Raw genomic sequence first — 26,157 nt, 5'->3', positions numbered from 1 at the left:
GGGTGCGGAAGTCGGCTACATCGCCTGCAAGGTGAGCGGTGGGCCCGGATCCGGTGACAGCGGCACGTTCTCGCGTTGCATCAGCCAGCCGGCGATGTTGTGGAACAGCGGCGCGGCGGAGTGCCCCGGGGTGCCGTCGGCGTTGCGCTGCGGGTTGTCCATCATGATGCCGATGACGTAGCGCGGGTTGTCGACGGTGGCCATGCCCGCAAAGGTGATCCAGTAGACGTCGTCGAAATAGCACCCGCAACTCGGGTTGATCTGCTGCGCGGTGCCGGTCTTGCCGGCCATCTGATAGCCGGGCACCGACGCTGCGGGTCCGGTGCCCTGCTGGTAACCCATCGGGTCCTGCTGCACCACCGCGCGCAACATGTTGCGCACCGTCTGCGCGGTCTGCGCCGACACCACCCGGATGCCGTCCGGGCGGGGTTCCTCGGTTCGCGTGCCGTCCGGTGCGACGGTGGCCTTCAGGATGCGCGGCGGGATGCGCACCCCGTCGTTGGCGATGGCCTGGTACATGCCGGCCATCTGCAGCAGGGTCATTGAAACACCCTGTCCGATCGGGAGATTGGAGAAGGTGCTGCCCGACCACTGGTCGATCGGGGGCACCAGGCCCGCGCTCTCGCCGGGCAACCCGACGCCGGTGCGTTGACCGAGGCCGAACTTGCGCACCATGTCGTAGAAGCGCTCCGGACCGACCCGCTGCGCCAGCATCAACGTGCCGACGTTGGACGACTTCCCGAAGACGCCGGTCGTGGTGTAGGGCATCACGCCGTGTTCCCAGGCGTCGTGGATGGTGACCCCGCCCATCGAGATGGTGCCGGGCACCTGCAACACCTCGTCGGGGTTGGACAGGCCGTACTCGATGACCGAGGACGCGGTGATGATCTTGTTCACCGAGCCCGGTTCGAATGGCGAGGACACCGGCAGGTTGCCCAGTTGCCGCTCCCCCTGCCGCCCGAGGTCCTGGGACGGGTCGAAGGTGTTGTCGTTGGCCATGGCCAGCACTTCGCCGGTCCTGGCGTCCAGCACGACCGCCGAGACGGTGTGCGCGCCGGACGCGTTCTTGGCCTGCTGCACCTGCTGCTGGACGTAGAACTGGATATCGTCGTCGAGGGTGAGCTGGATGGTCGAGCCGTGCACCGCCTTGTGCCGGTTGCGATAGCTGCCGGGGATCACGACGCCGTCGGACCCGCGGTCGTAGGTGACCGCACCGTCGGTGCCGGCCAGCATGGCGTCCAGCGCATCTTCCAGACCCAGCAGACCGTGGCCGTCCCAGTCGATGCCGCCGACGATGTTGGCTGCCAGCGACCCGCCGGGGTACTGACGCAGGTCCTGGCGCTCGGAGCCGACCTCGGGGAACTTCGCCGAGATCGCGTGTGCGACAGCGGGATCCACTGCGCGGGCCAGGTAGACGAACGACTCGTTGCTCTGCAGCTTCTTCAGGATGGTCGCCGCGTCGGGCTTGTTGTTCAGTCGGCCGGCCACCTCTTTGGCGATGGCGGCGAGCCGCTCCTGGGGGTCCGGTGCGCGCGACGACTTCTTCTTGGCCTCTTCCAGCTGCTGGCGGACCCGGTTGGGCTGGAAGGTCAGCGCGCGGGCCTCGATGGTGAACGCGAGCCGGTCGTTGTGGCGGTCCACGATGGCGCCGCGGATCGCCCGTTCGACGTCGGTGACCTTGAGCTGGCCGGCGGCCTGGGCGTTGAGCTGCGAGGCGTTGGACACCTGCAGGTAGAACAGCTGAGCGATGGCGACCAGCATCAGTACGAAGATGATGCCGTTGCCCGCGCGATGCCGGAAGATGAACGAGGCGCCCCGGGTGGTGACTTCGGCCGCCTGGCGGGTGCGCCGAGCGCGCGCCGAGTGTCCTGCCGGCGCTGCCTCGGGCCGGGCGGTCGCCCGGGATCGCTTGGCGTCGGCGGCTTTCCGTGATCGCTTGGGTTGCCGCACCGCCTGGGCGTCGCGGGCTTTGCGGGGAGTGCGCCGCTCCTCGCCGCGGTTCATCGGGTGGCCCCGGGGGCCGCGGGCGCCGTCGGTATGACGGGCCCGAACTGTTCGGGGTTGGCCGGCAGCGGGGTGGTCACCAGGCCCGGTGGCTGCGGTGTGGGTACCAGCACCGGCGACTGCGGTGTGGGTACCAGCACCGGCGGCTGCGCGGCGGGCGCCGGGAGCGCGAACCCGTTGGACGGCAGCAGGTCGGCGTGCACGGAGTTGGGCGCCGGGGTGGGCACTGCCGATCCCGGCACGGGTAGCGGACCACCCGGCACGGTCGTCGGAGCCCCCGGTGTCATACCGGGAAGGTGGGGGCCGTCCAGGGTGGTTGCGCCGTTCGGCCCGCGCTGCAAGACCTGCGGCGGCGTCGGGTCCCCGGTGCCCGGTGCGACCCGGACCGCAACCTCAGGTGGGCTCACCACCGGCGGTGGCGGGGGTGGCGGGGGCGCCGCGTCGGGCAGTTTGGCGTTCAACGGCGGCGGCGGCACGCCGTCGGCGGGCCGCGGTGTGCCCACCACCACCCAGGTGCCGTCCGGTGCCTGAACCAGGTGGGCAGTGTCCCTGGTGGGGATCATGCCCTGCTTGCGCGCCGCCTCGGCCAGCGCCGGCGCCGATTCCGCCTCCCGCACGTCGCGCTCCAGCGACTCCTTCTGCTGTTGCAGCATCCGGGTCCGCTCCCGGGCATCGCTGAGCTGATAGGAGCGCTCAGCCGCGTCGGTGGACAACCACAGCGTCAGTCCCAGCCCCACTCCGAGCGAACCGATGACCAGCACCACGAACGGAATACGGCTGAGCAGCGTGTGTGGCCGCAGGTCGATCTCGGCCAGCCGGGCGGCCAGCCGTTCGGTGAGTTTGGGCCGTACCACCTTGGGCGCCTTGGCTTTCCGGGCCTTGGCCCGAGCCTTGGCCTGGCTGGTGTTCTTCGCCCGGCCCGGCCGTTCCGCGGGTCGGGTTATCGGGCTGGTCTGCGGCCCCGATCTGGGCACCCGGGCTTCGCGGTTGGCACCCGCCGGCGTGCGCGACGGGTTGCGGCGCTGCGACGCGTCAGCCGCGTTGCGGGCACTGGTCCGGGCCGCACGTCGACCGCGACGATCGGTGTCGCGACGTTTCGACGCCTCGCGCTGTGTGCTCATGCATAGCCCTTCCCGCTTGCCCGCTCTACTCGTTGCAGTGCCCGCAACCGCACCGGGGTGCTGCGGGGGTTGCGCTCCATCTCGGCCGCATCGGCACGTTCGGCGCCGTGCGTCAGCGACCGGAATCGCGGCTCGTGGCCGGGAAGTTCGACCGGCAACCCCGGTGGTGTCCGGGAGGCCGTCGCGTCGGCGAAGGCGCGTTTGACGATCCGGTCCTCCAGCGACTGGTAGGCCAGCACCACGATCCGGCCACCCACCGCGAGTGCGTCCAGTGCGGCGGGAATGGCGCTGCGCAACGACCCCAGTTCGTCGTTGACCGCGATGCGCAGCGCCTGGAAGGTCCGTTTGGCCGGGTGTCCGCCAGTCCGCCGGGCCGGCGCCGGAATCGCCTCGTAGAGCAGCGCGACCAGGTCGGCGGTGGAGGTGAACGGGGTGCGGGCGCGTCGCCGTACGATCTGGGCCGCGATGCGCCGGGCAAAGCGCTCCTCGCCGTAGCGGTGCAGAATGCCGGCCAGCTCCGCTTCGGGGTAGGTGTTCACCACGTCGGCTGCCGTCAGCGGCGACGACGGGTCCATCCGCATGTCCAGCGGTGCCTCTTTGGCGTAGGCGAAGCCCCGCTCGGCCCGATCGAGCTGCATCGAGGACACGCCCAGATCGAACAGCACTCCGTCGATGGAGTCTGTTGCGCCACAACCGGTTTCATCGAGCGCGGCGTCGATGCCGTCGTAGCGGGTGTGGACCAGCGTGATCCGGTCGGCGAAGCGGGCCAGCCGGGCGCCGGCGATGTCGAGCGCGGTCGGGTCGCGGTCGAGCCCGATCAGTCGCAGCCCCGGCAGGGCGGTGAGGAACCGTTCGGCATGCCCACCGGCCCCGAGCGTCGCGTCGACCAGGACGGCACCGGAACCGTCGGAGTGGTGTCGGGTCAGCGCCGGGTCGAGCAATTCGATGCACCGCTGCGCCAGCACCGGCACATGACCGAAATCACCTGCGCTGCTTCCTGATTCGCCGGAATCCGGGTCAGGCACTTGGACACCTCCCCGGTTCGGGCCGCACCGAATTACCGGCCTGGTCGCCCGTGCACCGTGGTCTCTGACCGAAAGCACGCACCTGACGTTGGGGAAGTACGCCAGGGTCGGTTCGGGCAGAGACCACGGTGCACCGGCATGCACCTCAGAAGATGTCGCCGAGTGCTTCATCGCTGGCCGCGGAGAAGTTCTCTTCGTGGATTTGCTGATAGTTGTTCCAGGCCTGCGCATCCCAGATCTCGATGAAGTCGACCGCACCGATCACCACGCAGTCCTTGGACAGCCCGGCGTAACGACGGTGGTCGGCCGACAACGTGATGCGACCCTGCGCGTCGGGGTGTTGCTCATCGGTGCCGGCGGCGAGATTACGCAGGAAGGCCCGTGCCTCGGGGTTGCTGCGGGGCGCCTTGCTGGCCCGTCGTGCCAGCTGCTCGAACTCCGAGCGCGGGTAGACGGCGAGGCTGTGGTCCTGGCTCTTGGTGACCATCAACCCCCCTGCCAACGCGTCGCGAAACTTGGCCGGCAGCGTGAGCCGCCACTTGTCGTCGAGCTTGGGCGTGTAGGTGCCGAGAAACACGGCGGCACCTCCAACTTGCTTCTCACCCAAACACTTCGGCCACCATACCCCACAATCCCCCACTTCTCCCCATAAACACCCCTTCCGCGAGTGTCGAAGCGGCGAATCACCGAACCGGGTCGCCATCGGGGTGCGCAAGACTGCCGCAGACAGGGTTCGAAGACCCAGAAAAGCGCATTTCAGAGCCTATTTGGCAGCGCCGAGACGGTGGTGGGGCGAGGTGGGGGGCACTGGACACAAGTTCGCTACGAGTTCGGCACGGAATGGCTTCGTACGCCGCGTTGTGGGTGTCCGGCGGTCCGGAATCTGCCACTGTGTCCGTCGACCCGGCGCGGGACGCTCCGGCACCGACCGGCACGGGCAGGCCGGCGAACAGAAACGGGGCAGCCGCTCGGCTACCCCGTCATGTGTTGGCGCGCAGGACTACTCGTCGAAGCGACGCCGGAACCGGTCCTCCATGCGGCTGGTGAACGAACCACCGCCGCCCTTGGCGCGACGCGAGCGCGACGCACTCGGCGGCGACACCCCGTGATCCGCTTTGCCGGGCAACGGCCGACCGGTGACCGCGTACACCACACCGGCGAACATCACCACGAATCCCAGCACGCTCAACACCGGGAAGGTCCCGATCATCGTGGCTTTGAATGCCACCCCGGAGACCAGCATGGCCAGGCCGACCACGAACAACGCGGTGCCCTGCAGACGGCGCCGCGCGGTCGGGGCACGAAAGCCACCGCCGCGGACACTCGACGCGAACTTGGGATCCTCGGCGTAGAGGGCGCTCTCGATCTGATCGAGCATTCGCTGCTCATGATCGGAGAGTGGCATTCGTCCCTCCTTGCCGAAAGATTGTGACGTCATCACCGATAGCACACATATAGCCCGTTGCGGGGCAATTAACTCCGATGATACGAGGTCATTTAGTGCGGTACCACTGATTCGCCCGCGATTCTATCCCGGCGACGACCGCCGCCGCGATACGGCCCGCGACAGCACCGGGTGCCACGCCGCACATCCTGGCTCGGCAAGACTGCTTGTCGCGCAGCCGAGCCCGCGTCCGATACTGGACCCACCGATCCGACCCCGACCACGCTGAGGAGGACACCGCGACGTGGCGATCTTCCTCGTCGACCTGCCGGCTGCCGAAATGGAGCGCCGCCTCACCGACGCGCTGCGGGTGTATGTCGACGCGATGCGCTACCCGCGCGGCACCGAGAACCAGCGTGCCGCGATGTGGTTGGAACACACCCGCCGGCCCGGCTGGCAGGCGGTGGCCGCGGTCGAGGTGGGCAAGCGGGCCGCGGACGGCCCGCCACCCCCGGCGGCCGAACTCCGTAACGCACCGCTGGTGGGCATCGCCTACGGATACCCGGGCGCCCCTGGCCAGTGGTGGCAACAGCAGGTCATCCTGGGGTTGCAGCGCAGCGGTCTGGCGCCGGCAGCCATCGACCGGCTGATGACCAGTTACTTCGAACTGACCGAACTGCACATTCACCCCCGCGCCCAGGGCCGGGGACTCGGCGAGGCGCTGGCCCGCCGGCTGCTGGCGGGTCGCCACGAGGCGAACGTCCTGCTGTCCACGCCGGAGACCAACGGCGAGTCCAACCGGGCCTGGCGGCTGTACCGACGGCTGGGCTTCACCGACGTCATCCGCAGCTACTACTTCGCCGGTGATCCGCGCGCGTTCGCCATTCTGGGACGCGCCCTGCCGCTATGACCGGATGGCGCAGCTGTGCGGCACACCGGGTCTGGCACGATGACCTGGTGCGCGCCAGCTCTCCCCCACTTTCCCCGCTGCGCTCCCGCCGGAGCCGCAAGCTGCTGGCCATCGTCATGCTGCTCATGGTGGTGCCGCTGGCCACCGGATGCCTGCGGGTCCGGGCCTCGCTGACCGTCTCGCCCGACGATTTGGTGTCCGGCGAAATCATCGCGGCCGCCAAACCGAAGAACAACAAGGACACCGGGCCGCAACTGGACTCGAACCTGCCGTTCGGTCAGAAAGTCGCGATCTCGAACTACGACAGCGACGGCTACGTCGGCTCACAGGCGGTGTTCTCCGATCTGACCTTCGCCGAGTTGCCCCAGCTGGCCCACATGAACCCCGACGCCGCGGGGGTCAACCTGTCGATGCGCCGCAACGGCAACCTGGTGATCCTGGAAGGTCGCGCCGATCTGACCTCGGTGACCGACCCCGACGCCGAAGTCGGGTTGACCGTCGCCTTCCCGGGCACCGTCACCTCCACCAACGGTGACCGGATCGAGCCCGAAGTCGTGCAGTGGAAACTCAAACCGGGAGTGGTCAGCACCATGACCGCGACGGCCCGCTACACCGACCCCAACACCCGCTCGTTCACCGGGGCCGGCATCTGGCTGGGCATCGCATCATTCGCGGTCGCCGGGGTGGTGGCGATGCTGGCGTGGGTCAGCCGGGACCGCTCGCCGCGGTTCACCGCGCCCACCGACCAGTCGTCGTCGGCCTGAGTTACTGCCCGCCCACTGTCTCCGGCGAGGGCGCCCAGTAGGCGAGCATCTCGGCGAAGGTGTCGAAAGCCGGCCCGGAAACCCCGTAGGTGGCCTCCAGGTGGATGCTCAGCGGAAAACCGAGGTCGGCGACCCCGTCGACCACCCGCTTGTACAGGTCGACGAGTTGAGCGCGTTTGTCCGCGGGCTCGCTGGCCGCCAGCTTCTTGACGAACTCCTGCTCCTCGGCCACCGCGGAGTTACCCGGATCCTGGATCAGCCAGTTGATCAGCCCGACCCGGCTCTCCACTTTGGGCACGAAGCCGAACGACAGCAGGATTTCCGGCCGGTGGTCGGTCTCCTTGGCGAAATCGGTCAGGAACCCGACGATGGCGTCGGAGTAGAGCAACTGGGTCATGCCGTAGGTCGCGCCCTGGTTGCATTTGAAGTTCAGCCGGCCGTGTTCGCCGTCCCGGGTCGGAATCACGATCACGCCGCGATTGGTCACCGCGTCGCGATAGATCGACAACGCGTCGGTGGGCGCCACGCCCGAGCCCTCGCCATCGTTCATGGTGCGCGGCACCCCGACGAAAACCACGCCCTGCATGCCGGCCGCCGTCAGCGCAGCCAGGCGCTCGCCCAGGGTGTGCTGGTCCAGGAACGCGGTCACCTGGGTGCACAGGCCGTACAACCCGGGCAGCTCCGGCTTGATGATCGACCAGAAGTCCAGCACGTCGAGCTTGGGCTTCATCGGCACCGGACGGTCGTCGTCCTCGGCGATCATGCCGGGGATCATCACGTGCCGCAGCCGCCCGTCCAGGCCCGACTCGGCGGCGTACCGCACCACCTTGTGCGCGTCCTCCAAAGCCCGCTCGCGGCCGTCGTCCACATTCGGTGGCACCAATTCCAGCGCGATGGTGTTGAGCGTCACGCGGCCCCTCATTCTGCAGACAAGTTGTTCTCGCGCTCCGTCGCGCAAAGCTTGGACAGACCCCACGACAGCATAGGGGCGCGGTAGTCAGCGGCTCCGAGCCGCCGGTGGCTGCGGCTCCGCGTACTCCGGCAAACACCGCGGCGGCATACACTGTCGGGCCAGAGGCACACCGAATCGGAAAGGGGCGCCGCGCTGAGTCTGGAAGCATCGGCAACGTCGGCGACCGTCGAGGTGGCCGGCGCTGTCACCGAGCAACTGCGGCGGTACCTGGACGACCGGCGCGGTGAATCCGGTTACCTCGGAGCCGAGTTCGACTCCCTGACCGATTGGCTGGCGGACTTCGTCCTCACCGGCGGCAAGCGCCTGCGGCCGGTGTTCGCTTACTGGGGGTGGGACGCGGTCGCCGGCCGGGCGCCCGATCCCGATGCGCTGCTGCTGTTCTCCGCGCTGGAACTGCTGCACGCCTTCGCCCTGATCCACGACGACGTGATCGACGCATCGGCCACCCGCCGCGGCAAGCCGACCGCCCACATGCACTTCGCAGCGCTGCACCGCGCGCGCCGGTGGCGCGGGTCCGCCGACCAGTTCGGCATCTCGGCGGCGATCCTGCTCGGCGACATCACCCACACGTGGGCAAACGATGTGGTGTCCCGTGCGCCGCTGACCGCCGAGGCCCGGGACCGGGTCGAGCGGGTCTGGACGGCGATCCGCACCGAGGTGCTCGGCGGCCAGTACCTCGACGTGGTCGCCGAAGCCTCGGTATCGGCTTCGGCTGACGAATCGCTGGCCGCCGCGATGACCGTCGCCACCTTCAAGACCGCCTGCTACACGGTGACCCGTCCACTGCAGCTCGGGGCGGCCGCCGCCGCCGACCGTCCGGAGGTGGCCGCCGTCTTCGAGGCGTTCGGCACCGATCTGGGGGTGGCGTTCCAGCTGCGCGACGACGTGCTCGGGGTGTTCGGTGACCCCGAGGTCACGGGCAAGCCGTCCGGGGACGATCTGCGGTCGGGTAAGCGCACCGTGCTGCTGGCCGAGACCACCCGCCTGGCCGAGACGTCCGATCCGGCGGCGGCCCGGCTGTTGCGCGAATCGATCGGCACCGACCTGACCGACGCCCAGGTGCGCGAACTACGGCAATTGATCGAGGGGGTGGGCGCGCTGGCCGCCGCGGAGAACCGGATCACCGAACTCACCGAACGTGCGCTGACCACGCTGGCCTCGGCGCCGATCAGCGCGAGCGCCAAAGCAGGGTTGACCGACCTGGCCCGAGTGGCCACCGACCGGTCCGCCTGAATCGATGAGCGCTCCGACGCCGACCCCGGCCGCCGACACCACGGCTCCGAAAGTAACTGTGGGCCAACGCTTTTCCCGCTTCCGCACGGTCGCTACCGGCTCCGAGGGCGGGCCGGCGCGACTGGGGTTCGTGGGGTCCGTGCTGATCACCCTGGGCGGTCTGGGTGCGGGCAGCACCCGCCAGCACGACCCCCTGCTGGAGGCGATCCACATGTCCTGGCTGCGGTTCGGCCATGGGCTGGTGCTCTCGTCGATCGTGCTGTGGGTCGGCGTGGGTCTGATGCTGATCGCCTGGGTGCGGCTGGGTCGACGGGTGCTCGCCGGCGCGGCCGACGAGTTCACCATGCGGGTGACCACCGCCTGCTGGCTGGCCCCGCTGTTGCTCTCGGCACCGGTGTTCAGTCGCGACACGTACTCCTACCTGGCTCAGGGGGCGTTGTTGCGCGACGGCTTCGACCCGTACGCGGTGGGCCCGGTCGGCAATCCGAACTCGCTGCTGGACGACGTGAGCCCGATCTGGACGATCACCACCGCCCCGTATGGTCCGGCGTTCATTTTGGTGGCCAAGTTGGTGACGATGCTCGTCGGCAACAACGTGGTGGCCGGAACCATGCTGCTGCGGCTGTGCATGTTGCCCGGGCTGGCGTTGCTGATCTGGGCGGCGCCGCGGCTGGCACGCCACGTCGGCGCCGACGGCGCCAGGGCGCTGTGGATCTGCGTGCTGAACCCGCTGGTGCTGATCCATCTGATGGGCGGGGTGCACAACGAGATGCTGATGGTGGGCCTGATGGCGGCCGGCATCGCGTTGACGCTGCGACGCCGGCAGGTAGCCGGGATCGTGTTGCTCACTTTCGCAATCGCCGTCAAGGCCACCGCGGGGCTAGCGTTGCCGTTCCTGGGGTGGGTGTGGATGCGGCATCTGCGCGACGACCGGGGCTGGCGGCCGGTGCCGGCGTTCCTGGTCGCCGCGCTGTCCACGGTGGCGATTTTCGTGGCGGTGTTCGGGGTGATTTCGGTCGCGGCCGGGGTCGGCCTGGGCTGGCTGACCGCGCTGGCCGGGTCGGTGAAGATCATCAACTGGCTCACGGTGCCAACCGCCGCCGCGAACCTGATTCACGCTTTCACCAGCGGGTTTCTGCCGGTGCAGTTCTACGCCGTGCTGCGGATCGCCCGGCTGGTGGGCATCGGCGTGATCGCGGTGTCACTCCCGGTGCTGTGGTGGCGGTACCGCCGCGACGACCGTGCCGCGCTGACCGGCATCGCCGCGGTGATGCTGGTGGTGGTGTTGTTCGTGCCCGCCGCACTGCCCTGGTACTACTCGTGGCCGCTGGCGGTGCTGGCCCCGCTGGCCCAGTCGCGACGCGCGATGGCCGTGATCGCCGGATTCTCGACGTGGATCATGGTGATCTTCAAACCCGACGGCTCGCACGGCATGTACTCCTGGCTGCACGTCGGGCTGGCGACCGCGGCCGCGCTGTGGGCCTGGCATTCGCTGAACCGCGCCCCGGAAGCCGAGGACGCGCCGGACGACGCTGCCCTCAGTACGCCATAGCCTGGGCGCGCCGCACCACTTCGCGGGCCTGGTGCGCATGCAACGCATCGACCGGGCGCGCGTTGTTCAGGGCGTCCCGGGAGCCGTCGCGGGTGACGGTCAATGAGGGGTCCGGGGTGAAGAGCCAGCGCACGATCTCGGTGTCGTGGTAGCCGCCGTCGTGCAGGATCGTCAACAACCCGGGCAGGCTCTTGACGACCTGGCCGGACGTGGTGAAGAAGACCTGCGGCACCACGAGGCCTCCGGCGCGGCGCACCGCGACCAGGTGTCCCTCCCGCAGCTGCTGCTGCACTTTGCTCACCGGTATGCCGAGCAGTTCGGCGACCCGGGACAGGTCGTAGGTCGGTTCTTCAGGATCGAGTACGTCGTCGCCGGCCGGGATGCTGCCCACCAGGTCAGTCTAGAACCGCAGGACGGCCGCGTCTGCGCCTTCGCTGCGGAATCTGCGCCTACCGCGGGTCAGTCGCGTCGACCCCTACGATGACTGCGTGGCCGAACCTGGATCGCCCGGCGTCCCGCCGGGACGCACCGGCCCGTACCGTCGCCCGGCCGGGGACCCGCTGCACGACGCGCTGCTCGACGGCCGCTACCTCATTCAGGAAAAGATCGCCAGCGGCGGCACCTCGACGGTGTATCGCGGCCTGGACACCCGCCTGGACCGGCCCGTCGCGGTGAAGGTGATGGACCCGCGTTACTCCGGTGACCAGCAGTTCCTGACCCGGTTCCAGCTCGAGGCGCGCACCGTGGCCCGGCTGAAGAACCCGAACCTGGTCGCGGTCTACGACCAGGGCCAAGACGGGAGGTACCCGTTTCTGGTGATGGAGTTGATCGACGGCGGCACGCTGCGTGAGCTGCTGATCGAGCGCGGACCGATGCCCCCGCACGCGGTGATAGCGGTACTGCGCCCGGTGTTGAACGGGCTGGCCGCCGCGCACCGGGCCGGTCTGGTGCACCGCGACGTCAAACCGGAGAACGTGCTGATCTCCGACGACGGCGAGGTCAAGATCGCCGATTTCGGTCTGGTCCGCGCCGTGGCGGCAGCGGGAATCACCTCGGCCAGCGTGATCTTGGGCACCGCCGCCTACCTGTCACCCGAGCAGGTGCGCGACGGCACCGCCGGACCCCGCAGCGACGTCTACTCGGTGGGGATTCTGACCTACGAACTGCTGACCGGGCGAACCCCGTTCACTGGCGACACCGCGCTGTCCATCGCGTATCAGCGGCTGGACACCGAGGTCCCGCCGCCGGGCGCCGCGATCGAGGGCGTGCCCACGCAGCTCGACGACTTCGTCGCCTGCGCCACCGCGCTCGACCCCGCGCAGCGCTACGCCGACGCCATCGAGATGGCCGCCGACGTGGAATCGATCGCCGAAGAGCTGAATCTGCCGGACTTCCGGGTGCCGACGCCGCGCAACTCCGCCCAGCACCGCTCTGCGGCGCTGCACCACGATCGGATGGCCGGGCGCCCGGCCGGCGCGCCGGTGCCCCACCCCACCCGTCAGTTCACCCGGGAACCCGGGGACTGGCCCGAACCCGACGATCCGGATGTGCCGGCCGACTTCGATCAGGACGTCGACTTCGACGCCGACGATTCCGGGCACTTCGCCGGCATCCCGCTCGACGAGTTCAGGTGGGAGCGCCAGCACGGCCGGCGCATGATCCTGATCTGGGCGGCGGTGGTGCTGACCCTGACCGGGCTGGTTGCGACCGCGGGCTGGAACATCGGGGTGCACCTGAGCAGCCTGCTGCACGCCGGCTGATCGGCCGGGGTCAGTCGCGCAGCATCTCCGCGACCAGGAACGCCAGCTCCAGCGACTGCTGGGTGTTCAGCCGCGGGTCGCACGCCGTCTCGTAGCGGCCGGACAGGTCGCTGTCGGAGATGTCCTGCGCGCCGCCGAGGCACTCGGTGACGTTCTCGCCGGTGATCTCGACGTGGATGCCACCCGGATGCGTACCCAGCGCGCGATGCACCTCGAAGAAGCCCTGCACCTCGTCGACGATGCGATCGAAGTGCCGCGTCTTGTACCCCGTCGAGGACTCGTGGGTGTTGCCGTGCATCGGGTCGCACTGCCAGATGACCTGGTGGCCCGCGGCCTGGACCTTCTCGATGATCGGCGGCAGCACGTCGCGCACCTTGTTGTTGCCCAACCGGCTCACCAGCGTCAACCGGCCCGGCCTGTTGTGCGGGTCGAGCCGCTCGACGTACTCCACGGCCAACTCGGGGGTCATGGTGGGCCCGATCTTGACGCCGATCGGGTTGGCGATCACCTCGGCGAAAGCGACGTGCGCACCGTCGAGTTGGCGGGTCCGTTCGCCGATCCACACCGTGTGCGCCGACAGGTCGTAAAGCTGCGGTTCGCCGTTCTCGTCCTCGGACAGGCGCAACATGGACCGCTCGTAGTCGAGCACCAGCGCCTCGTGGCTGGCGTAGATCTCGGCGGTCTGCAGGTTGCGGTCGGCCACCCCGCAGGCGCTCATGAACCGCAGCGCGCGGTCGATCTCGCTGGCCAGCGCCTCGTAGCGGGCGCCGGCCGGCGAGGTGCGCACGAATTCACGGTTCCAGTCGTGGGCCAGGTGCAGCGAGGAGAAGCCCGACGACGTCAGCGCGCGCACCAGGTTCATCGCGGCGCTGGCGTTGGCGTAGGCGCGCACGAGGCGGGACGGGTCGTGGTCGCGGACCGCGGCGTCGGGCGCGAAGCCGTTGATCATGTCACCGCGGTAGGACTTCAGGCCCAGCGCGTCGATGTCGGCCGACCGGGGTTTGGCGTACTGGCCGGCGATGCGCGCCACCTTGACCACCGGCATGCTGGCGCCGTAGGTCAGCACCACGGCCATCTGCAGCAGGGTGCGGATGTTGCCCCGGATGTGCGGCTCGGTGTTGTCGGTGAAGGTTTCCGCACAGTCGCCGCCCTGCAGCAGGAATGCCTCGCCGCGAGCGACCTGGGCGAGGTGTTCCTGCAGGCGGACGATCTCTGACGACACCGTCACCGGCGGCACGCTCTCGAGCACCGTGCGCATCGCCGCGGCCTGCTCGGTGTCCCAGCTGGGCTGCTGAGCGGCTGGTTTGGCCAGCGCTGCGTCCAGTTGCGCACGCAAATCGGCGGGCAGCGGCGGCAGCGGCGGCAGCTGGTCGATAGGGATATCGACGGTCCAGTTCATCGGTCCATCGTAACTGTGGCCGTGCGCACCGGCTGATCAGGGCGAACGCTGCTCCGCGGTGATTATCCGGTAGCGGTGCAACTGATCCCGCGCGTCGACCAGGGCGTCGTGCACGTCAGCCGACCGCGGCGGCAGCCGCGGGCAGCCCCGGTCTTCCCACAACTGGCGCAGCTCGCGGGTGAACCGGGGTATCGCTTTGGGCAGAGCGGGCATCGGGCCCCACAGCTGGCACAGCGCCACATGGTCGTAGGCGCCCACCCACGCCCACAGTTCGATCGGGTCGGGGCCGTCCACCCGCAGGAACTCGGTCAGGTCGGCGCGGATCCGGCTGCGCGAGCGCCACAGCTGGGAGGCCGGCGAGGGCAGCTTGGGCAGCACGTGGGTCCGCACCCAGGGCCCGGCACGCTGCGGGTCGAATTCGGTGGATACCGCGTAATACTCGCGGCCGTCCTCGGCGACCACCCCGATCGAGATCAGCTCGATGGTGCGGCCGTCCTCGATGAACTCGGTGTCGTAGAAATACCGCACCGCCGCAGCTTAGTGCGACTCAGCTCGGGCTAGCCCGGCTCCGCCCGGCTCCGCTCGGCTCCGCTCGGCTCCGCCCGGCGAGCAGACGCAGAATCGCACGATCCGGCCCGCCGGAGTGCGATTCTGCGTCTGCTCGCGCAGGGGGGGTCAGCTGCTGATAGGGATGGGCTCGGTGCCGTCGGGCGGCGGGGCGGGGTGCACATCCAGGTCCAGTTGGGCGTCGACGGTGCGGTCGTCGGGCAGCTGCGGCGTTCCCGCGATCGCGCCTTGCAGCCACAGCTTGGCCCGCACCACCGGACGCCGCCATCGGCGCTCGCGGGCCAGCGCGCGCCGCATCTTGCCCGGCCGGGTGGTGTAGCGCCAGCGCGCCCACGGTGCATGCGGCCGCGACAACCGAACCGCGCCGATCACCAGCAGCACCACCAGGAACATGCCCAGCAGACCGGTCCACACCTTGCCCTTGAGCAGCACGACCACCGCCAGCGGCAACGTCACCACCACCGCGCCGACCAGGGTGCTCTGCAGCACCACCCAGTCGCCGTCGTAGCGGATCGGCAACAGGAACATCAGCGGGTGCAGGCCCAGGATCAGCAGACCGGCGACGGCCACCGCGGCGAACACCGCGTCCACCGAGGTGCGCCCGTCCTGCTCCCAGTACACGTCGGACAGGTGCAGGATCAGCGCGTATTCGTCGAGCACCAGCGCCGCGCCGATGCCGAAGAAGGTCGCGGCCACCGACAGCTGGGGTACCTGACCGTCGACCGACAACGTCACCAACGTCAGTCCGGCGACCATCACCAGCACCACCCCGAACGTGACGTGGTGGATGTGCAGCGACCCGACGTGGATGTTGCGCGGCTGCCACCATTTGGCCGGGGCACCGCCGCGGACGTCCCGGTGGCGGATGATGCGGACAAAGGTGCGGGTGACGAAAAACGTCAGGATGAAGGCCACCAGGCAGCACAGCAGCGGCAGATGGCCGCGATCGATGATGTCGTGCTGCAGCCAGTGGTGCACTCCCCACAAGCTACGCCAGCGCATCCGCACAACCCGGAAGCCGCGCTGTGCGAACAACACCCGGCGCCGCAACGATAGGCTGTCCTCGACATGAGTAAATGGCGGTCGCCCGACGTGGGCAGTCGACTCGGGCGGGTTTCGCTGTGGTGCCTGCTCTGGCTCCTCGCCGCGCTGGCACTGGGCTACGCGTGCTGGGACCTGTTCGTCGACATCCCTTATCGCATCGATATCGACATCTACCAGATGGGTGCCCAGGCCTGGTTGGACGGCCGTCCGCTCTACAGCGGCAACGTGTTGTTCCACACACCGATCGTCGATCTGCCCTTCACTTATCCCCCGTTGTCCGCGATCGTGTTCAGCCCGTTCGCCTGGATGGGCATGGCGGCCGCCACGCACGTGATCACCGTCTTGACCCTGCTGGTGTTGTTGGTGTCGACGACCATCGTGCTGAGCAGCCTGAACGTCTGGGACGACTCCCGGCTGCTGCCCGGCCCGGCTTTGTTGCGCCGGTCCTGGCTGGCGGTGCTGATCGTCGCGGCGGCCACCGTCTGGCTGGAACCGATCAACTCGAACTTCGCCTATGGTCAGATCAATGCGGTGCTGATGACCCTGGTGATCGCCGACTGCTTCCCGCGTCGCACTCCCTGGCCGCGCGGAGTGCTGCTGGGGGTGGGCATCGCGCTCAAACTGACCCCGGCGGTGTTCCTGCTGTATTTTCTGCTGCGCCGCGACACCCGGGCCGCGCTCACTGCGCTGGGCACCTTCACGGTCGCGACGCTGGTCGGCTTCGTGCTGGCCTGGGGCGACTCCTGGGAGTACTGGACGCACACGCTGCGGCACACCGATCGCATCGGGGACTCCGCGCTGAACACTGACCAGAACATCGCCGGGTCGCTGGCCCGGCTGGGGCTCGGCGAACACGCGCGGCTGCCGTGGTGGGTGCTGGCGTGCCTGGTGGTGCTGGCGCTGACCGTGTGGGCCATGCGTAGGGTGCTGCGGGCCGACGAGCCGTCGCTGGCCGTTATCTGCGTGGCCCTGTTCGGGCTGGTGGTGTCCCCGGTGTCGTGGTCGCACCACTGGGTCTGGATGCTGCCCGCGGTCATGGTGCTGTCGGTGCTGGCCTGGCGGCGGCGCAACGTCGCGCTGGCCGTGGTCGCCGCCGCAGGCGTGGCGCTGATGCGGTGGACGCCGATCGACCTGCTGCCCAAGCATCACGAGTTGACCGCGGCCTGGTGGCGGCAGCTGTTGGGGATGTCCTACGTGTGGTGGGCACTGGCGGTGATCCTCGTCGCGGGCCTCACGGTCACCGCGAAGCTGACATCACCACGCACTACCGCCCCCGAACGCACGCCGGTAGCGGCCGCCTAGCTATTCCGGGTCACTCGGGGCTAGTCAACCGGCGGCGGTCTCAGGGATCCGCGCCGCGTCGGAGGTCTCCGACTTGGACCCCGCCGGCCCGTCTTCGGTGGCGCTGCCGTCCTTGACGCTGGCCGCGTAGATGTCGACGTACTCCTGCTCGGACAAGCCCATCAGCTCGTACATCACCTCGTCGATGACGGCACGCTCGATGAAGTGGTTGCCGGCCAGCCCGTCGAACCTGGAGAAGTCCATGGGCTCACCGAAGCGCACCGTGACGCGGCCGAACCGCAACCGGGATGTGCCGGGCGGGTTGACCACGTTGGTCCCGATCATCGCCACCGGGATCACCGGGACCCCGGTCTGCAGGGCGAGCCGGGCCAGCCCGGTCTTGCCCTTGTACAGCCGACCGTCGGGGGAACGGGTGCCTTCGGGGTACATGCCCAGCAGCTTGCCCTGGCCCAGAACCTCTTTGGCGGTCTCCAGCGCGGCCTGCGCGGCTTCGGAGTCGCTGCGGTCGATCGGCACCTGGCCGACGGCGGTGTAGAACCAGCGGTTGAACCAGCCCTTGAGCCCGGTGCCGGTGAAGTATTCGGCTTTGGCCAGGAAGGTGATTCGCCGACGCACCACCAGCGGCAGGAAGAAGCTGTCCATGACCGCCAGGTGATTGCTGGCCAGGATCGCCGGGCCGGAACTCGGAACGTGTTCCAGCCCTTCGACTTTGGGACGACCGAGCAGGGACAGCAACGGGCCGAGGAGGACGTACTTAAACAGGTAGTACCACATGGTTCTCCCTCATGCCCCACACCGGAACGGTGTCTGCGCCAACTGTACCCATCGACGATGGCTCCGACCACCTCGCAACCGGGTGGCTCACTCGTGCAGCGTAACGGGGATGGGCTGGTAGCGCGTTTTCGCGGTGCCGTCGCCGGTGGCGCTGTTAACGTCGGCGCCCGGGCCACCGGAATCGGCACCACCGGATACGTCGTCTTCGGGAGGCACCACGGTGTCGTCGATGTCGGCGACGATCGCCCGGACCACTTCCAGCAGCGCGACACTGTGGTTGGCGATGATCGTCACCAGCGGATGCTGCTCGCCAGTCACCACCGCCGCCAGCGCGCACACCGGGCACCACACCTGCTGGCACTTGCCGGCCCCGCCGCTGATCGCCGTCATGGCTGCCGCACGCACCCCGGGATCGATGCCGTCCAGGATCGACTGCGCCAGCCGGCGCAGTTCGGGACCGATGTCGGTATGAGCCCCACTCACTTTGGCCATACCTCCGGATCTGGTCGAAATCGTACTGTCAGCTCGGTGCCGCGCAATTGGGCGTCCAGCACCGTACATCGTCGCAGTACCGAAGCCAACCTCACCCGGCGACGCACCCCACCTGCGCTGATGACCAGATCGTCGTCGGACCGCCCCAGGGTGAGCGAGCCGGGATCGAGTTGGGGCAACGCTAGTCGCAGTCGGTATATCGAATCCAGCCCCGACCCCGATTCCAGGTCGACGACGGGACGAATGGGGCCGGGCGGGGACTCGCCGCGACGGCGCCGGGCACTGTCGAGCAGTCCGGCCAGGGCCTTGGGTCCGATCGGCTCGCCGGCCTGGTGCGGCACCAGCACCAGCGCCACGTCGCCGATGGTGACGTCCAACTCCTCCAGCACCGCGCGTTGCTCGGAGATCCGTTCGGCATACCAGTAAAACGCGGGATGGTCCGGCAGGCTGCGGTACTCATAGTTCTCGTCACGCACCAGCACCTGGTTGACCAGGAGTTCCTCTACCCGAACACCCATCAGGGCCAACGACCCCAGCGTCCGGGCGGCCTCCGCGGCAACCACCCGCTCGGGGGTCAGCACCAGGTGCGCGCTGACCGACTCCCCGTCGGCCAGCAGCGAGCCCAGACGATCGACGCTGTCGCTGATGCGTTCCAGTAGGTTCACCACCGCGCCCGACCGGGCGTCGTCGGCGCCGATGCTCAGTCGGCGGTGCCGCGGCCACGCGCGTTCGACATAGAGGCCGAAGGTCGCAGGCAAAGTCAGCATGCGCAGGGCGTCGGCGGTGGAGGCGCAATCGACGACGATGCGGTCCCAGCGGCCGGAGGAGGCGAGTTCGCCGACCGCGTGCAGACCCAGCACTTCTTGGATGCCGGGCAGCGCCGACAGTTCTTCGGGGGCCATGCTGGCCAGGTCGGAGTCGGGCAGTTGCGCATCGAGCGCCTCGGCGACGTCGCGCCAGCGGTGCTCCAGCAACGCGAGCGTGTCCAGGGCCAGGGCGTCCAGGGAGCCGCCGCTGGGCTCGGCGTCTTCGGTTTCCAGATCGGTGAAGACTCGGACTGCGTCGCCGGTACCCGTCGGCGGCACCGGGACACCCAGTACGTCGCCCAGCGAGTGCGCCTGGTCGGTGGACACGATCAGCACCCGCCGACCACCGCTGGCATCGCACACCGCGGTAGCAGCTGCCAGGGTGGACTTCCCTACCCCGCCCTTGCCGACGAAAAGGCTGATCCGAGCCGGGGTGGGCGCGGCGGAATCACTCAGCCCTCGACTCGTTTCTTCAGGTCTTTCAACGCGCCGTCGATAATCCTGCGCTCGGCCTTGCGCTTGAGCATGCCGATCATCGGGACGGCCAGGTCAACAGCGAGTTGGTAGGTGACGTCGGTGCCAGAACCCTTGGGCGCCAAGATGTATGAGCCCTCGAGGGACTTGAGCAGCGAACTGGACTCCAGCGTCCAACTCAGCGAGTTGCGGTCCGCGGGCCACTCGTAGTTCATGATCAGGGTGTCCCGGAAGATGGTTGCGTCCATCAGCATGCGGGCCTTCTTGGCGTAGCCGTCGTCGTCGGTCTCGAGGACTTCGACCTGCTTGTACTCGTTGATCCAGTCCGGGTAGGACTCGAGGTCGGCGATCGCCGCCATCACCTCGGCCGGATCGGCGTCGATATAGATTGTCTGCTCCGTCTTGTCCGCCACCTGGCAGTCCCTTTCGCGTTCCCGTCCCGCACCGTTCTCGGGAGCGCCCTTCTCCCGGCTGAAACGGTACTCCCCTGAGCTGCGTCCTTCGGTCGGCTCGATGCCAACCTCGACCCGGTTAAACTACCGGAGAAACACCGACCGGACGTGACTCTTCCAGGGTCGTCTTCACCTCGAACGCCATTTTCTTGCCCGCTACTCGGCGCCGGTGCGTCATCTTCGCCAGGTTCAGTTTGGCCAACTCCGCGGCCGAGACGCCGCTCGGCTCGGCGTGCAGGAAATAGTGCAGGATCACGCCGTCCAGCGACGGTTCCAGCCAGACTTCCATGGTTCCGGTCAGGGCTCCGGTGACCGCCCATCGGATGCCCTTCTCGGCACGGTTTTCGGTGACCTGCAGCCGCAGATCGGGCCACCACCGGCGCCACTTCGACTGATCGGCGACCGCGGCCCCGACCAGCGCCCCGTCGGCCGCGACATACGTCTGGTCAGCAATCTGGATGCTGTTCATCGCCTCAGCTTCACATACTGGCCGACGTCGCGACGGTGCGACCCGGTACCGCACTAGGCTGTTCACAGCAAGCCGACCCCACCTAGGTCAAGCGAGGAAATAGAGTGCGTCAGTACAGTGTCCCTGCCCGCTTTTCGGTAGCCGAGCACGACAATGTGGCGGCCGTGGTGTTCGAGCACGAACGCGACGACCCTGACTATGTGATCTACCAACGCCGGATCGACGGCGTCTGGACCGATGTCACCTGCGCCGAAGCCGCAAGTCAAATTCGTTCTGCCGCACTGGGTTTGATCGGCCTGGGCGTCGAGGCCGGGGACCGGGTCAGTATCTTCTCGGCGACCCGCTACGAGTGGGCGATCCTCGATCTGGCGATCCTGGCGGTGGGTGCGGTCACGGTGCCGATCTATGAAACGTCGTCGGCCGAGCAGGTTCGCTGGGTGCTGAAGAACTCCGAAGCGGTATTGGCGTTCGCCGAAACCGACGCGCACGCGGCGACCGTCACCGAACTCACCGGCGACCTGCCCGCACTGCGCCGGGTGCTGCACATCGACGGCTCCGGTCCCAAGGCTCTGGATCAGTTGGTGGAGGCCGGCGAATCGGTCGACCCCGCCGAGCTGACCGCACGCCAGGAGGGGCTGCGGTCCGAGGATCCCGCGACGCTGATCTACACCTCGGGTACCACCGGACGGCCGAAGGGCTGCCAACTCACCCATTCCAACCTGCTGCACGAGATCCGCGGTACCCGGGACTGCCTGCCGACGTTGCTGTGCGAGGGCCAGCGGCTGTTGGTTTTCCTGCCGCTGGCCCACGTGCTGGCCCGCGCGCTGACCCTGTCCGCGTTCACCAGCAAAGTCACGGTCGGCTTCACCAGCGACATCAAGAACCTGCTGCCGCTGTTCGCGGAGTTCAAACCGACTGTGGTGGTATCGGTTCCGCGGGTGTTCGAGAAGGTCTACAACACGGCCGCGCAGAACGCCTCCAACGACGGCAAAGGCCCCATCTTTAAGGCTGCGGCGCAGACCGCGGTCGACTGGAGCCGCGCGTTCGACGACGGCAAGCCCGGCCTGGTGCTGCGCACCAAACACGCGGTGTTCGATCGGCTGGTCTACCACAAACTGCGCGCGGCGCTCGGTGGCGACTGCCATGCTGCGGTGTCCGGCGGGGCACCGCTGGGCGCCCGGCTGGGGCACTTCTACCGCGGTGTCGGCCTGACCATCTACGAGGGCTACGGCCTGACCGAGACCAGTGCCGCGATCACCGTCAACCAGGTCAACGGCCTCAAGATCGGGACCGTCGGCAGCCTGTTGCCCGGCAACAGCCTCAAGATCGCCGAAGACAAGGAACTGCTGGTGCGCGGGGGCGTGGTGTTCAGCGGTTATTGGCAGAACGAGCAGGCCACCGAGGAAGCCTTCGCCGACGGCTGGTTCCGCACCGGAGATCTGGGTTCCATCGACGAAGACGGCTTCCTGAGCATCACCGGCCGCAAGAAGGAGCTGATCGTCACCGCGGGCGGCAAGAACGTTGCGCCCGCGGTGCTCGAGGACCAGTTGCGGTCGCACCCGCTGATCAGCCAGGCGATGGTGGTCGGGGACAACAAGCCGTTCATCGGCGCGCTGATCACCATCGATCCCGAGGCGTTCGACGGCTGGAAGAGTCGCAACAGCAAAGCCGACAGTGCCTCGGTGGGCGATCTGGCCACCGATCCCGATCTGATGGCGGAGGTGGATACCGCCGTCAAGCAGGCCAACCTGCAGGTGTCGAACGCCGAGTCGATCCGCAAGTTCCGGATTCTGCCGGTGGACTTCACCGAGGACACCGGCGAGCTGACACCGACCATGAAGGTCAAGCGCAACGTGGTGGCCGAGAAATTCGCGTCCGACATCGAAGCGATCTACGACAAGGAATAGCGACGGGCGCGTGGCCGGCCGGGATCAGTCCCCGGACAACAGGCCCGCGAGCCGCTCGGTCAAGGTGTCCCAGCGCCACTGCGCCTGCACCCACTCCCGGCCGGCGGCACCCATCGCCGCCGCCCGGTCGCGATCGGTCAGCAGCCCGGTGACAGCTGCGCCGATGTCCTGCACCGAGTTGCCGTCGACCACCAGCCCGGTCTTGTTGTGCTGCACCGCTTCCGGAGCTCCACCGGAATCGCCGGCGACCACCGGTACCCCGGTGGCTGAGGCTTCGAGGAACACGATGCCCAGCCCCTCGACGTCCATTCCGGCGCCGCGGGTACGGCACGGCATGGCGAACACGTCGGCCATCGCGTGATGGGCGGGCAGTTCGTCGCCCGGCACCCCGCCGGTGAAGGTCACGTGGTCGGCGACCCCACGGTCGCGCGCCAACGCGCGCAGCGTCTCCAGATAAGGTCCGCCACCGACGATCACCAGCGCCGCGCCGTCAACCTGCTGCCGGATCGCCGGCAGTGCCTTGATCAGCATGTCCTGGCCCTTGCGGGGCACCAGCCGGGACAGGCACAGCACCGTCGGCCGGTCCCCCAGCCGGTAGCGCTTGCGCAGCTCGGCGCGGGCGGCCGGGTCCGGCCGGAACCGGTCGCTGTTCACCCCGGGCGGCAGGTACTCCAGTGACGCGCCGGGCCCGAAGGCGGGCGCGAACCGGGATCGGGTGTAGCGGCTGACGAAGGTCACGACGTCGGTCCCGTCGCCGATGCGGCGCAGCACCGACCGCGCCACCGGCAGCATCGACCAGCCCACTTCGTGGCCGTGGGTGCTGGCCAGCACCCGGGTGGCCCCGGCCTGCCGGGCGCGCGGCGCCAGCAGGGCCAGCGGTGCGGCCGCGCCGAACCAGACCGTGTCGATGTCATGCTCGGCGATCAGCCGGCGCATCCGGGCGTCCACGGTGGGAACGGGCAGCATCAGCGTGGTGGGATGGCGCACCACGCGATAGCCGGCGGCGGCGTCAAAAGCCTCGGCGCCCTTCCACTTCGGCGCATACACGGTCACGGTGTGCGCACCGGCGCCGGCCAGCCGGCTGACGAATTCCGCCAGATACGACTGGATCCCGCCGCGCCGCGGCGGAAAGTCGTTGGTTACCAGCAGGACCCGGCTCACCACGTCACGTTAGCCCGGCCGGTCCGCAAACCGGTCCTCGGCGCGCGCAGATCAGGCTCGGTCGGCCGCCCAGTTCCGCCACCGGTTCGGCAGGTCGGCAGCGTCGACGCCGAGCACGGCACGGATGGCGGTCTGCACATCGCCATGCCCCACCCCGCAAGCGGACCGGTACAGTTCGCGCAATTTCGGCACCCCGTAGATATCGGCGACGAACCGCGCGAACCACCACGCCCGGTCGTATACCTGCGAGCGCTGCGGACCGGTGGCGTCCAGTTCGGAGTCCGTGGGCAGGGTGGTTGCCGCGTCGGCGGGCACCGCGGTCGGCGGCCTGGCCACGTAGTCGGCCACACCTTCGGCCAGCCACCGGGGCGCGTCGGTAGCCGTGTCCGCCCGAGCGGCGAAGTGAAAAAGCTCGTGCGTCAACACAATTCGCAATGCACCCACGCTCATCCCGGCCGCGCCGGGCGCGAACACGATCCGGGCGCCCAGGGCGGTGCGCAGCGCCGGATCGACCCGGTCGACCACGGTGACCGCGGCGATGTCCGTCCACTGCGCCGCCGGACCACCCCCGGCTGCGACCCGGAACTGCTCATCGGTACCGGTGGCGATCACCGGGATCTCGGGTGACCAGTCAGGGCCCCAGAACGCGACCACCGCCTCGACAGCCGGGCGCATGTCCGCTGCTACCCGGGACAGCAGGCGACCGGCATCGGGCCCACCTTCATTCGTTGACCGCACGATGCGATCCGGCGTGGTGCCCACGGCGAATCGGTGCTCGATGCTGTCCGACGACGTGGTGACAACCGGGGCGGGTTGCTCGGCCTGCTGGTGAACCGCGACGACCAGCGCCGCACACAGCTCAGCGACCAGCACGCACGCCAGCAGCAGGGAACGCCGGCGTGAGGCCGCGATCGTCAGTAGCGGCGGGCGTCGTAGATCGGACCGGAGGAGTCCATCGGTACCACCCGGACCGGCTGGCCGAAGGTGGAGGAATGGACCATCATTCCGTCGCCGATATAGATGCCGGTGTGTGACGCATCGGAGTAGAAGGTCAGCACGTCACCGGGCTGCAGCTCGCCGAGCGACACCGGCTGACCGCCGTGCGCCAGCGCCTGACTGGAGTGCGGCAACGAGATGCCGGCCTGCTGGAAGGCCCACATGACCAGGCCGGAGCAGTCGAATCCACCGGGCGCGGCACCACCCCACACGTAGGGCGACCCGATCTGGGTCAACGCGGCCTGGACCACGACGGCACGGTCCCCGCCACCCCCGCCTCCGCCGGGCTGCATGGTGAACGGCGCGCCGGTCACCGGCGGCTCGCCAGGCGCGGGAGCGCCCTCGGGGGCCGGTGGAGCACCCGGCGGCAGGGCCTCGGGAGCCGGTGCCCCCGGAACCTGCTCGGGCACCGGACCGGGACTGGCCAGCGCGGTGCGCTGCGCCGGGGTCAGCGCCAGGTATTGCGACTTCACCACGGCGATCTGCACCTGCAGCTGACTCTGTTTGTGCTGCAGGTTCGCCCGCACCGCAGCGGCCTGCTCGGCGGCGGCCTTGGCGTCCGCCGCGGACTTGGCGGAGATCTGCGCGGCCTTGGCGGCCTGCTCGCCGGCGGCCTTGAAGCTGGCCATCTGCGCGGACATCTGACCTGCCATCACCCGCTGCACGGACAGCCCGTCGATGAGCAGCTGCGGAGAGTCGGCGGTCAGGATGGCGTCCAACCCGTCGGTGCGGCCACCCATGTAGGTCGCGGCGGCGAGCTTGTTCACTGCGGTCTGGAAGGTGGCCAACTTCGCTTGCGCGGCGCCCACGGCAGCCTGGTCGTCCACGAGCTTCTTGTCCGCGGCCCGCTGGGCGGCCAGCTTCTCGTTCAGGTCGAGTTGGGCGCTGTGCATCGCCTCGGTGGTCTGCTCGGCCTGACGGGAGAGTTCGTTCAGTTTTGCCAGTGCGTCCTCGGCCGGATCGGCCATCACCGCGGCGGCCGTGATGCCGGAAAACACGACGAAGCTCGTCAACGAACCGATGGCAAACTGCTTGATTGCGCGCGCGGTCAAGTGCCTAAAGTCGAGCCTCAAGATTTGCTTCCTTAAACTGCCATCGACGCCAATGCGACGAGCTGGTTTAGGTCTCAAACAGGTTACGAAATGATATCGACGTTTGTCCAAAGGGGCGGGTTAAGAAATTAGGTAGATTTCTGTCATTTTTATGTGAAGCCGGGTTCATGCCGTCGTCGACCCTACACGAGGTATCACGCCACGCCAGACTCCCTTCCGCGCCGGATCGGCACCAGGCGCAGCCGCGGCGCCATCCCCACCTCTGCCAGCGCTTCCAACGCGACTTGCTCGTCGTAGGAAAGGGTTTCAGGTACGCCGAGCAAGACGCTCACCACACAGTCGCGGCATCCCGGGCCGCGCACCGCGCAGTCATCGCAGTCGATGACGACCGGCTCCCCCGGGCGTGGCGCACTGCCACCGCGGCTTTCGGTTCCGCTGCTGAATGCCATCTGAGTCGGTCCTCTCGGTCGGGCCTGCGTACTGAAATGCACGGTAACCGCGGGCACCGACAACAACGGTCGGCGTGGGAAATCAAC

At 68.6% G+C, this 26,157-nt stretch carries 26 protein-coding genes; 7 read left to right on the top strand and 19 right to left on the bottom strand.

Going from position 1 to position 26,157, the window contains the following annotated elements; all coding sequences use genetic code 11:
- Window positions 1-15 precede the first annotated feature (15 nt).
- The 5 genes from AC5Y6Y_RS01720 to AC5Y6Y_RS01700 form a co-directional block, all read right to left on the bottom strand.
- The gene (locus AC5Y6Y_RS01720) at window positions 16-2,004 is read right to left on the bottom strand and encodes a peptidoglycan D,D-transpeptidase FtsI family protein (protein ID WP_463824457.1); all 1,989 of its coding nucleotides are present in this window, start codon (window positions 2,002-2,004) and stop codon (window positions 16-18) included.
- Window positions 2,001-3,125, bottom strand: a complete 1,125-nt coding sequence (gene ftsL, locus AC5Y6Y_RS01715; protein WP_499929134.1) for a cell division protein FtsL — start codon at window positions 3,123-3,125, stop codon at window positions 2,001-2,003. Before ftsL ends, AC5Y6Y_RS01720 begins: the two co-directional genes overlap by 4 nt.
- Window positions 3,122-4,294, bottom strand: a complete 1,173-nt coding sequence (gene rsmH, locus AC5Y6Y_RS01710) for a 16S rRNA (cytosine(1402)-N(4))-methyltransferase RsmH (protein WP_499923176.1) — start codon at window positions 4,292-4,294, stop codon at window positions 3,122-3,124. The genes ftsL and rsmH overlap by 4 nt, the downstream gene beginning before the upstream one ends.
- Window position 4,295: 1 nt before the next feature.
- A complete protein-coding gene (gene mraZ, locus AC5Y6Y_RS01705) occupies window positions 4,296-4,727 on the bottom strand; it encodes a division/cell wall cluster transcriptional repressor MraZ (protein ID WP_463824460.1) in 432 nt (143 codons plus the stop codon).
- A gap of 423 nt (window positions 4,728-5,150) precedes the next feature.
- The gene (locus AC5Y6Y_RS01700) at window positions 5,151-5,555 is read right to left on the bottom strand and encodes an SCO2097 family morphological protein (protein ID WP_463824461.1); all 405 of its coding nucleotides are present in this window, start codon (window positions 5,553-5,555) and stop codon (window positions 5,151-5,153) included.
- 283 nt (window positions 5,556-5,838) lie between these two features.
- On the opposite strand from AC5Y6Y_RS01700, the gene AC5Y6Y_RS01695 reads away from it, so the two are divergent.
- Together AC5Y6Y_RS01695 and lppM are read left to right on the top strand one after the other, a co-directional pair.
- Window positions 5,839-6,444: a GNAT family N-acetyltransferase gene (locus tag AC5Y6Y_RS01695; RefSeq protein WP_463824462.1), complete on the top strand. Its 606-nt coding sequence runs from the start codon at window positions 5,839-5,841 to the stop codon at window positions 6,442-6,444.
- A 116-nt stretch (window positions 6,445-6,560) separates the two neighbouring features.
- Window positions 6,561-7,208 (top strand): lipoprotein LppM, encoded by a 648-nt coding sequence (gene lppM, locus AC5Y6Y_RS01690; protein WP_463824914.1) that lies wholly within the window; start codon window positions 6,561-6,563, stop codon window positions 7,206-7,208.
- 1 nt (window position 7,209) lies between these two features.
- Here the strand turns inward: lppM and AC5Y6Y_RS01685 are convergent, their stop codons facing one another.
- The gene (locus tag AC5Y6Y_RS01685; RefSeq protein WP_499929131.1) at window positions 7,210-8,118 is read right to left on the bottom strand and encodes a mycobacterial-type methylenetetrahydrofolate reductase; all 909 of its coding nucleotides are present in this window, start codon (window positions 8,116-8,118) and stop codon (window positions 7,210-7,212) included.
- A 234-nt stretch (window positions 8,119-8,352) separates the two neighbouring features.
- On the opposite strand from AC5Y6Y_RS01685, the gene AC5Y6Y_RS01680 reads away from it, so the two are divergent.
- Together AC5Y6Y_RS01680 and AC5Y6Y_RS01675 are read left to right on the top strand one after the other, a co-directional pair.
- Window positions 8,353-9,414 (top strand): polyprenyl synthetase family protein, encoded by a 1,062-nt coding sequence (locus AC5Y6Y_RS01680; protein WP_463824464.1) that lies wholly within the window; start codon window positions 8,353-8,355, stop codon window positions 9,412-9,414.
- A 4-nt stretch (window positions 9,415-9,418) separates the two neighbouring features.
- Entirely contained in the window at window positions 9,419-10,966 is a 1,548-nt protein-coding gene (locus AC5Y6Y_RS01675; protein ID WP_499929129.1) for an alpha-(1->6)-mannopyranosyltransferase A, read from the top strand.
- Here the strand turns inward: AC5Y6Y_RS01675 and AC5Y6Y_RS01670 are convergent.
- Complete coding sequence (locus tag AC5Y6Y_RS01670; RefSeq protein ID WP_463824466.1) at window positions 10,953-11,357, bottom strand: Rv2175c family DNA-binding protein; 405 nt, start codon at window positions 11,355-11,357, stop codon at window positions 10,953-10,955. The two genes, AC5Y6Y_RS01675 and AC5Y6Y_RS01670, sit on opposite strands and share 14 nt — an antisense overlap.
- A 97-nt stretch (window positions 11,358-11,454) precedes the next feature.
- Between AC5Y6Y_RS01670 and AC5Y6Y_RS01665 the strand changes: the two genes are divergently transcribed.
- Window positions 11,455-12,726, top strand: coding sequence for a protein kinase domain-containing protein (locus AC5Y6Y_RS01665; RefSeq protein ID WP_499929127.1), 1,272 nt, complete (start codon window positions 11,455-11,457; stop codon window positions 12,724-12,726).
- Between the two features lie 10 nt (window positions 12,727-12,736).
- Here AC5Y6Y_RS01665 and AC5Y6Y_RS01660 read toward each other — a convergent pair whose 3' ends face one another.
- The 3 genes from AC5Y6Y_RS01660 to AC5Y6Y_RS01650 form a co-directional block, all read right to left on the bottom strand.
- Complete coding sequence (locus AC5Y6Y_RS01660) at window positions 12,737-14,125, bottom strand: class II 3-deoxy-7-phosphoheptulonate synthase (protein WP_463824468.1); 1,389 nt, start codon at window positions 14,123-14,125, stop codon at window positions 12,737-12,739.
- Window positions 14,126-14,161: 36 nt separating this feature from the next.
- Complete coding sequence (locus tag AC5Y6Y_RS01655; RefSeq protein ID WP_463824469.1) at window positions 14,162-14,653, bottom strand: polyadenylate-specific 3'-exoribonuclease AS; 492 nt, start codon at window positions 14,651-14,653, stop codon at window positions 14,162-14,164.
- A gap of 147 nt (window positions 14,654-14,800) precedes the next feature.
- Window positions 14,801-15,694: a hypothetical protein gene (locus AC5Y6Y_RS01650; RefSeq protein WP_463824470.1), complete on the bottom strand. Its 894-nt coding sequence runs from the start codon at window positions 15,692-15,694 to the stop codon at window positions 14,801-14,803.
- 66 nt (window positions 15,695-15,760) lie between these two features.
- Here AC5Y6Y_RS01650 and AC5Y6Y_RS01645 point away from each other — a divergent pair, with 66 nt between their 5' ends.
- On the top strand, window positions 15,761-17,038 hold the full coding sequence (locus tag AC5Y6Y_RS01645) for a glycosyltransferase 87 family protein (RefSeq protein ID WP_499923050.1): 1,278 nt from the start codon (window positions 15,761-15,763) through the stop codon (window positions 17,036-17,038).
- Window positions 17,039-17,062: 24 nt separating this feature from the next.
- Here AC5Y6Y_RS01645 and AC5Y6Y_RS01640 read toward each other — a convergent pair whose 3' ends face one another.
- From AC5Y6Y_RS01640 to AC5Y6Y_RS01620, 5 genes are all read right to left on the bottom strand, one after another.
- Window positions 17,063-17,812, bottom strand: coding sequence for a lysophospholipid acyltransferase family protein (locus AC5Y6Y_RS01640; protein WP_463824472.1), 750 nt, complete (start codon window positions 17,810-17,812; stop codon window positions 17,063-17,065).
- 87 nt (window positions 17,813-17,899) lie between these two features.
- Window positions 17,900-18,295: a hypothetical protein gene (locus tag AC5Y6Y_RS01635; RefSeq protein ID WP_499923047.1), complete on the bottom strand. Its 396-nt coding sequence runs from the start codon at window positions 18,293-18,295 to the stop codon at window positions 17,900-17,902.
- On the bottom strand, window positions 18,292-19,566 hold the full coding sequence (locus tag AC5Y6Y_RS01630) for an ArsA family ATPase (RefSeq protein ID WP_463824915.1): 1,275 nt from the start codon (window positions 19,564-19,566) through the stop codon (window positions 18,292-18,294). The genes AC5Y6Y_RS01635 and AC5Y6Y_RS01630 overlap by 4 nt, the downstream gene beginning before the upstream one ends.
- Window positions 19,563-19,997 carry an SRPBCC family protein gene (locus AC5Y6Y_RS01625; protein ID WP_499923046.1) on the bottom strand — a complete coding sequence of 145 codons (435 nt, stop codon included), beginning with the start codon at window positions 19,995-19,997 and terminating at the stop codon, window positions 19,563-19,565. The genes AC5Y6Y_RS01630 and AC5Y6Y_RS01625 overlap by 4 nt, the downstream gene beginning before the upstream one ends.
- Before the next feature lie 118 nt (window positions 19,998-20,115).
- The gene (locus AC5Y6Y_RS01620; protein ID WP_463824475.1) at window positions 20,116-20,505 is read right to left on the bottom strand and encodes a polyketide cyclase / dehydrase and lipid transport; all 390 of its coding nucleotides are present in this window, start codon (window positions 20,503-20,505) and stop codon (window positions 20,116-20,118) included.
- 104 nt (window positions 20,506-20,609) lie between these two features.
- Between AC5Y6Y_RS01620 and AC5Y6Y_RS01615 the strand changes: the two genes are divergently transcribed.
- Window positions 20,610-22,412 (top strand): AMP-dependent synthetase/ligase, encoded by a 1,803-nt coding sequence (locus AC5Y6Y_RS01615; protein WP_499929124.1) that lies wholly within the window; start codon window positions 20,610-20,612, stop codon window positions 22,410-22,412.
- Between the two features lie 24 nt (window positions 22,413-22,436).
- Here AC5Y6Y_RS01615 and pimB read toward each other — a convergent pair whose 3' ends face one another.
- The 4 genes from pimB to AC5Y6Y_RS01595 form a co-directional block, all read right to left on the bottom strand.
- Entirely contained in the window at window positions 22,437-23,573 is a 1,137-nt protein-coding gene (gene pimB / locus AC5Y6Y_RS01610; protein WP_499929122.1) for a GDP-mannose-dependent alpha-(1-6)-phosphatidylinositol monomannoside mannosyltransferase, read from the bottom strand.
- 51 nt (window positions 23,574-23,624) lie between these two features.
- On the bottom strand, window positions 23,625-24,446 hold the full coding sequence (locus AC5Y6Y_RS01605) for a hypothetical protein (protein ID WP_499929120.1): 822 nt from the start codon (window positions 24,444-24,446) through the stop codon (window positions 23,625-23,627).
- A 41-nt stretch (window positions 24,447-24,487) separates the two neighbouring features.
- On the bottom strand, window positions 24,488-25,642 hold the full coding sequence (gene ripC / locus AC5Y6Y_RS01600; RefSeq protein ID WP_499929118.1) for a peptidoglycan hydrolase RipC: 1,155 nt from the start codon (window positions 25,640-25,642) through the stop codon (window positions 24,488-24,490).
- 173 nt (window positions 25,643-25,815) lie between these two features.
- The gene (locus AC5Y6Y_RS01595) at window positions 25,816-26,070 is read right to left on the bottom strand and encodes a hypothetical protein (protein ID WP_463824480.1); all 255 of its coding nucleotides are present in this window, start codon (window positions 26,068-26,070) and stop codon (window positions 25,816-25,818) included.
- Between the last annotated feature and the right edge of the window lie 87 nt (window positions 26,071-26,157).

It is taken from the genome of Mycobacterium sp. NGS24 (genome assembly GCF_059813065.1).
This window is presented reverse-complemented; position numbering and strand designations above follow the sequence as displayed.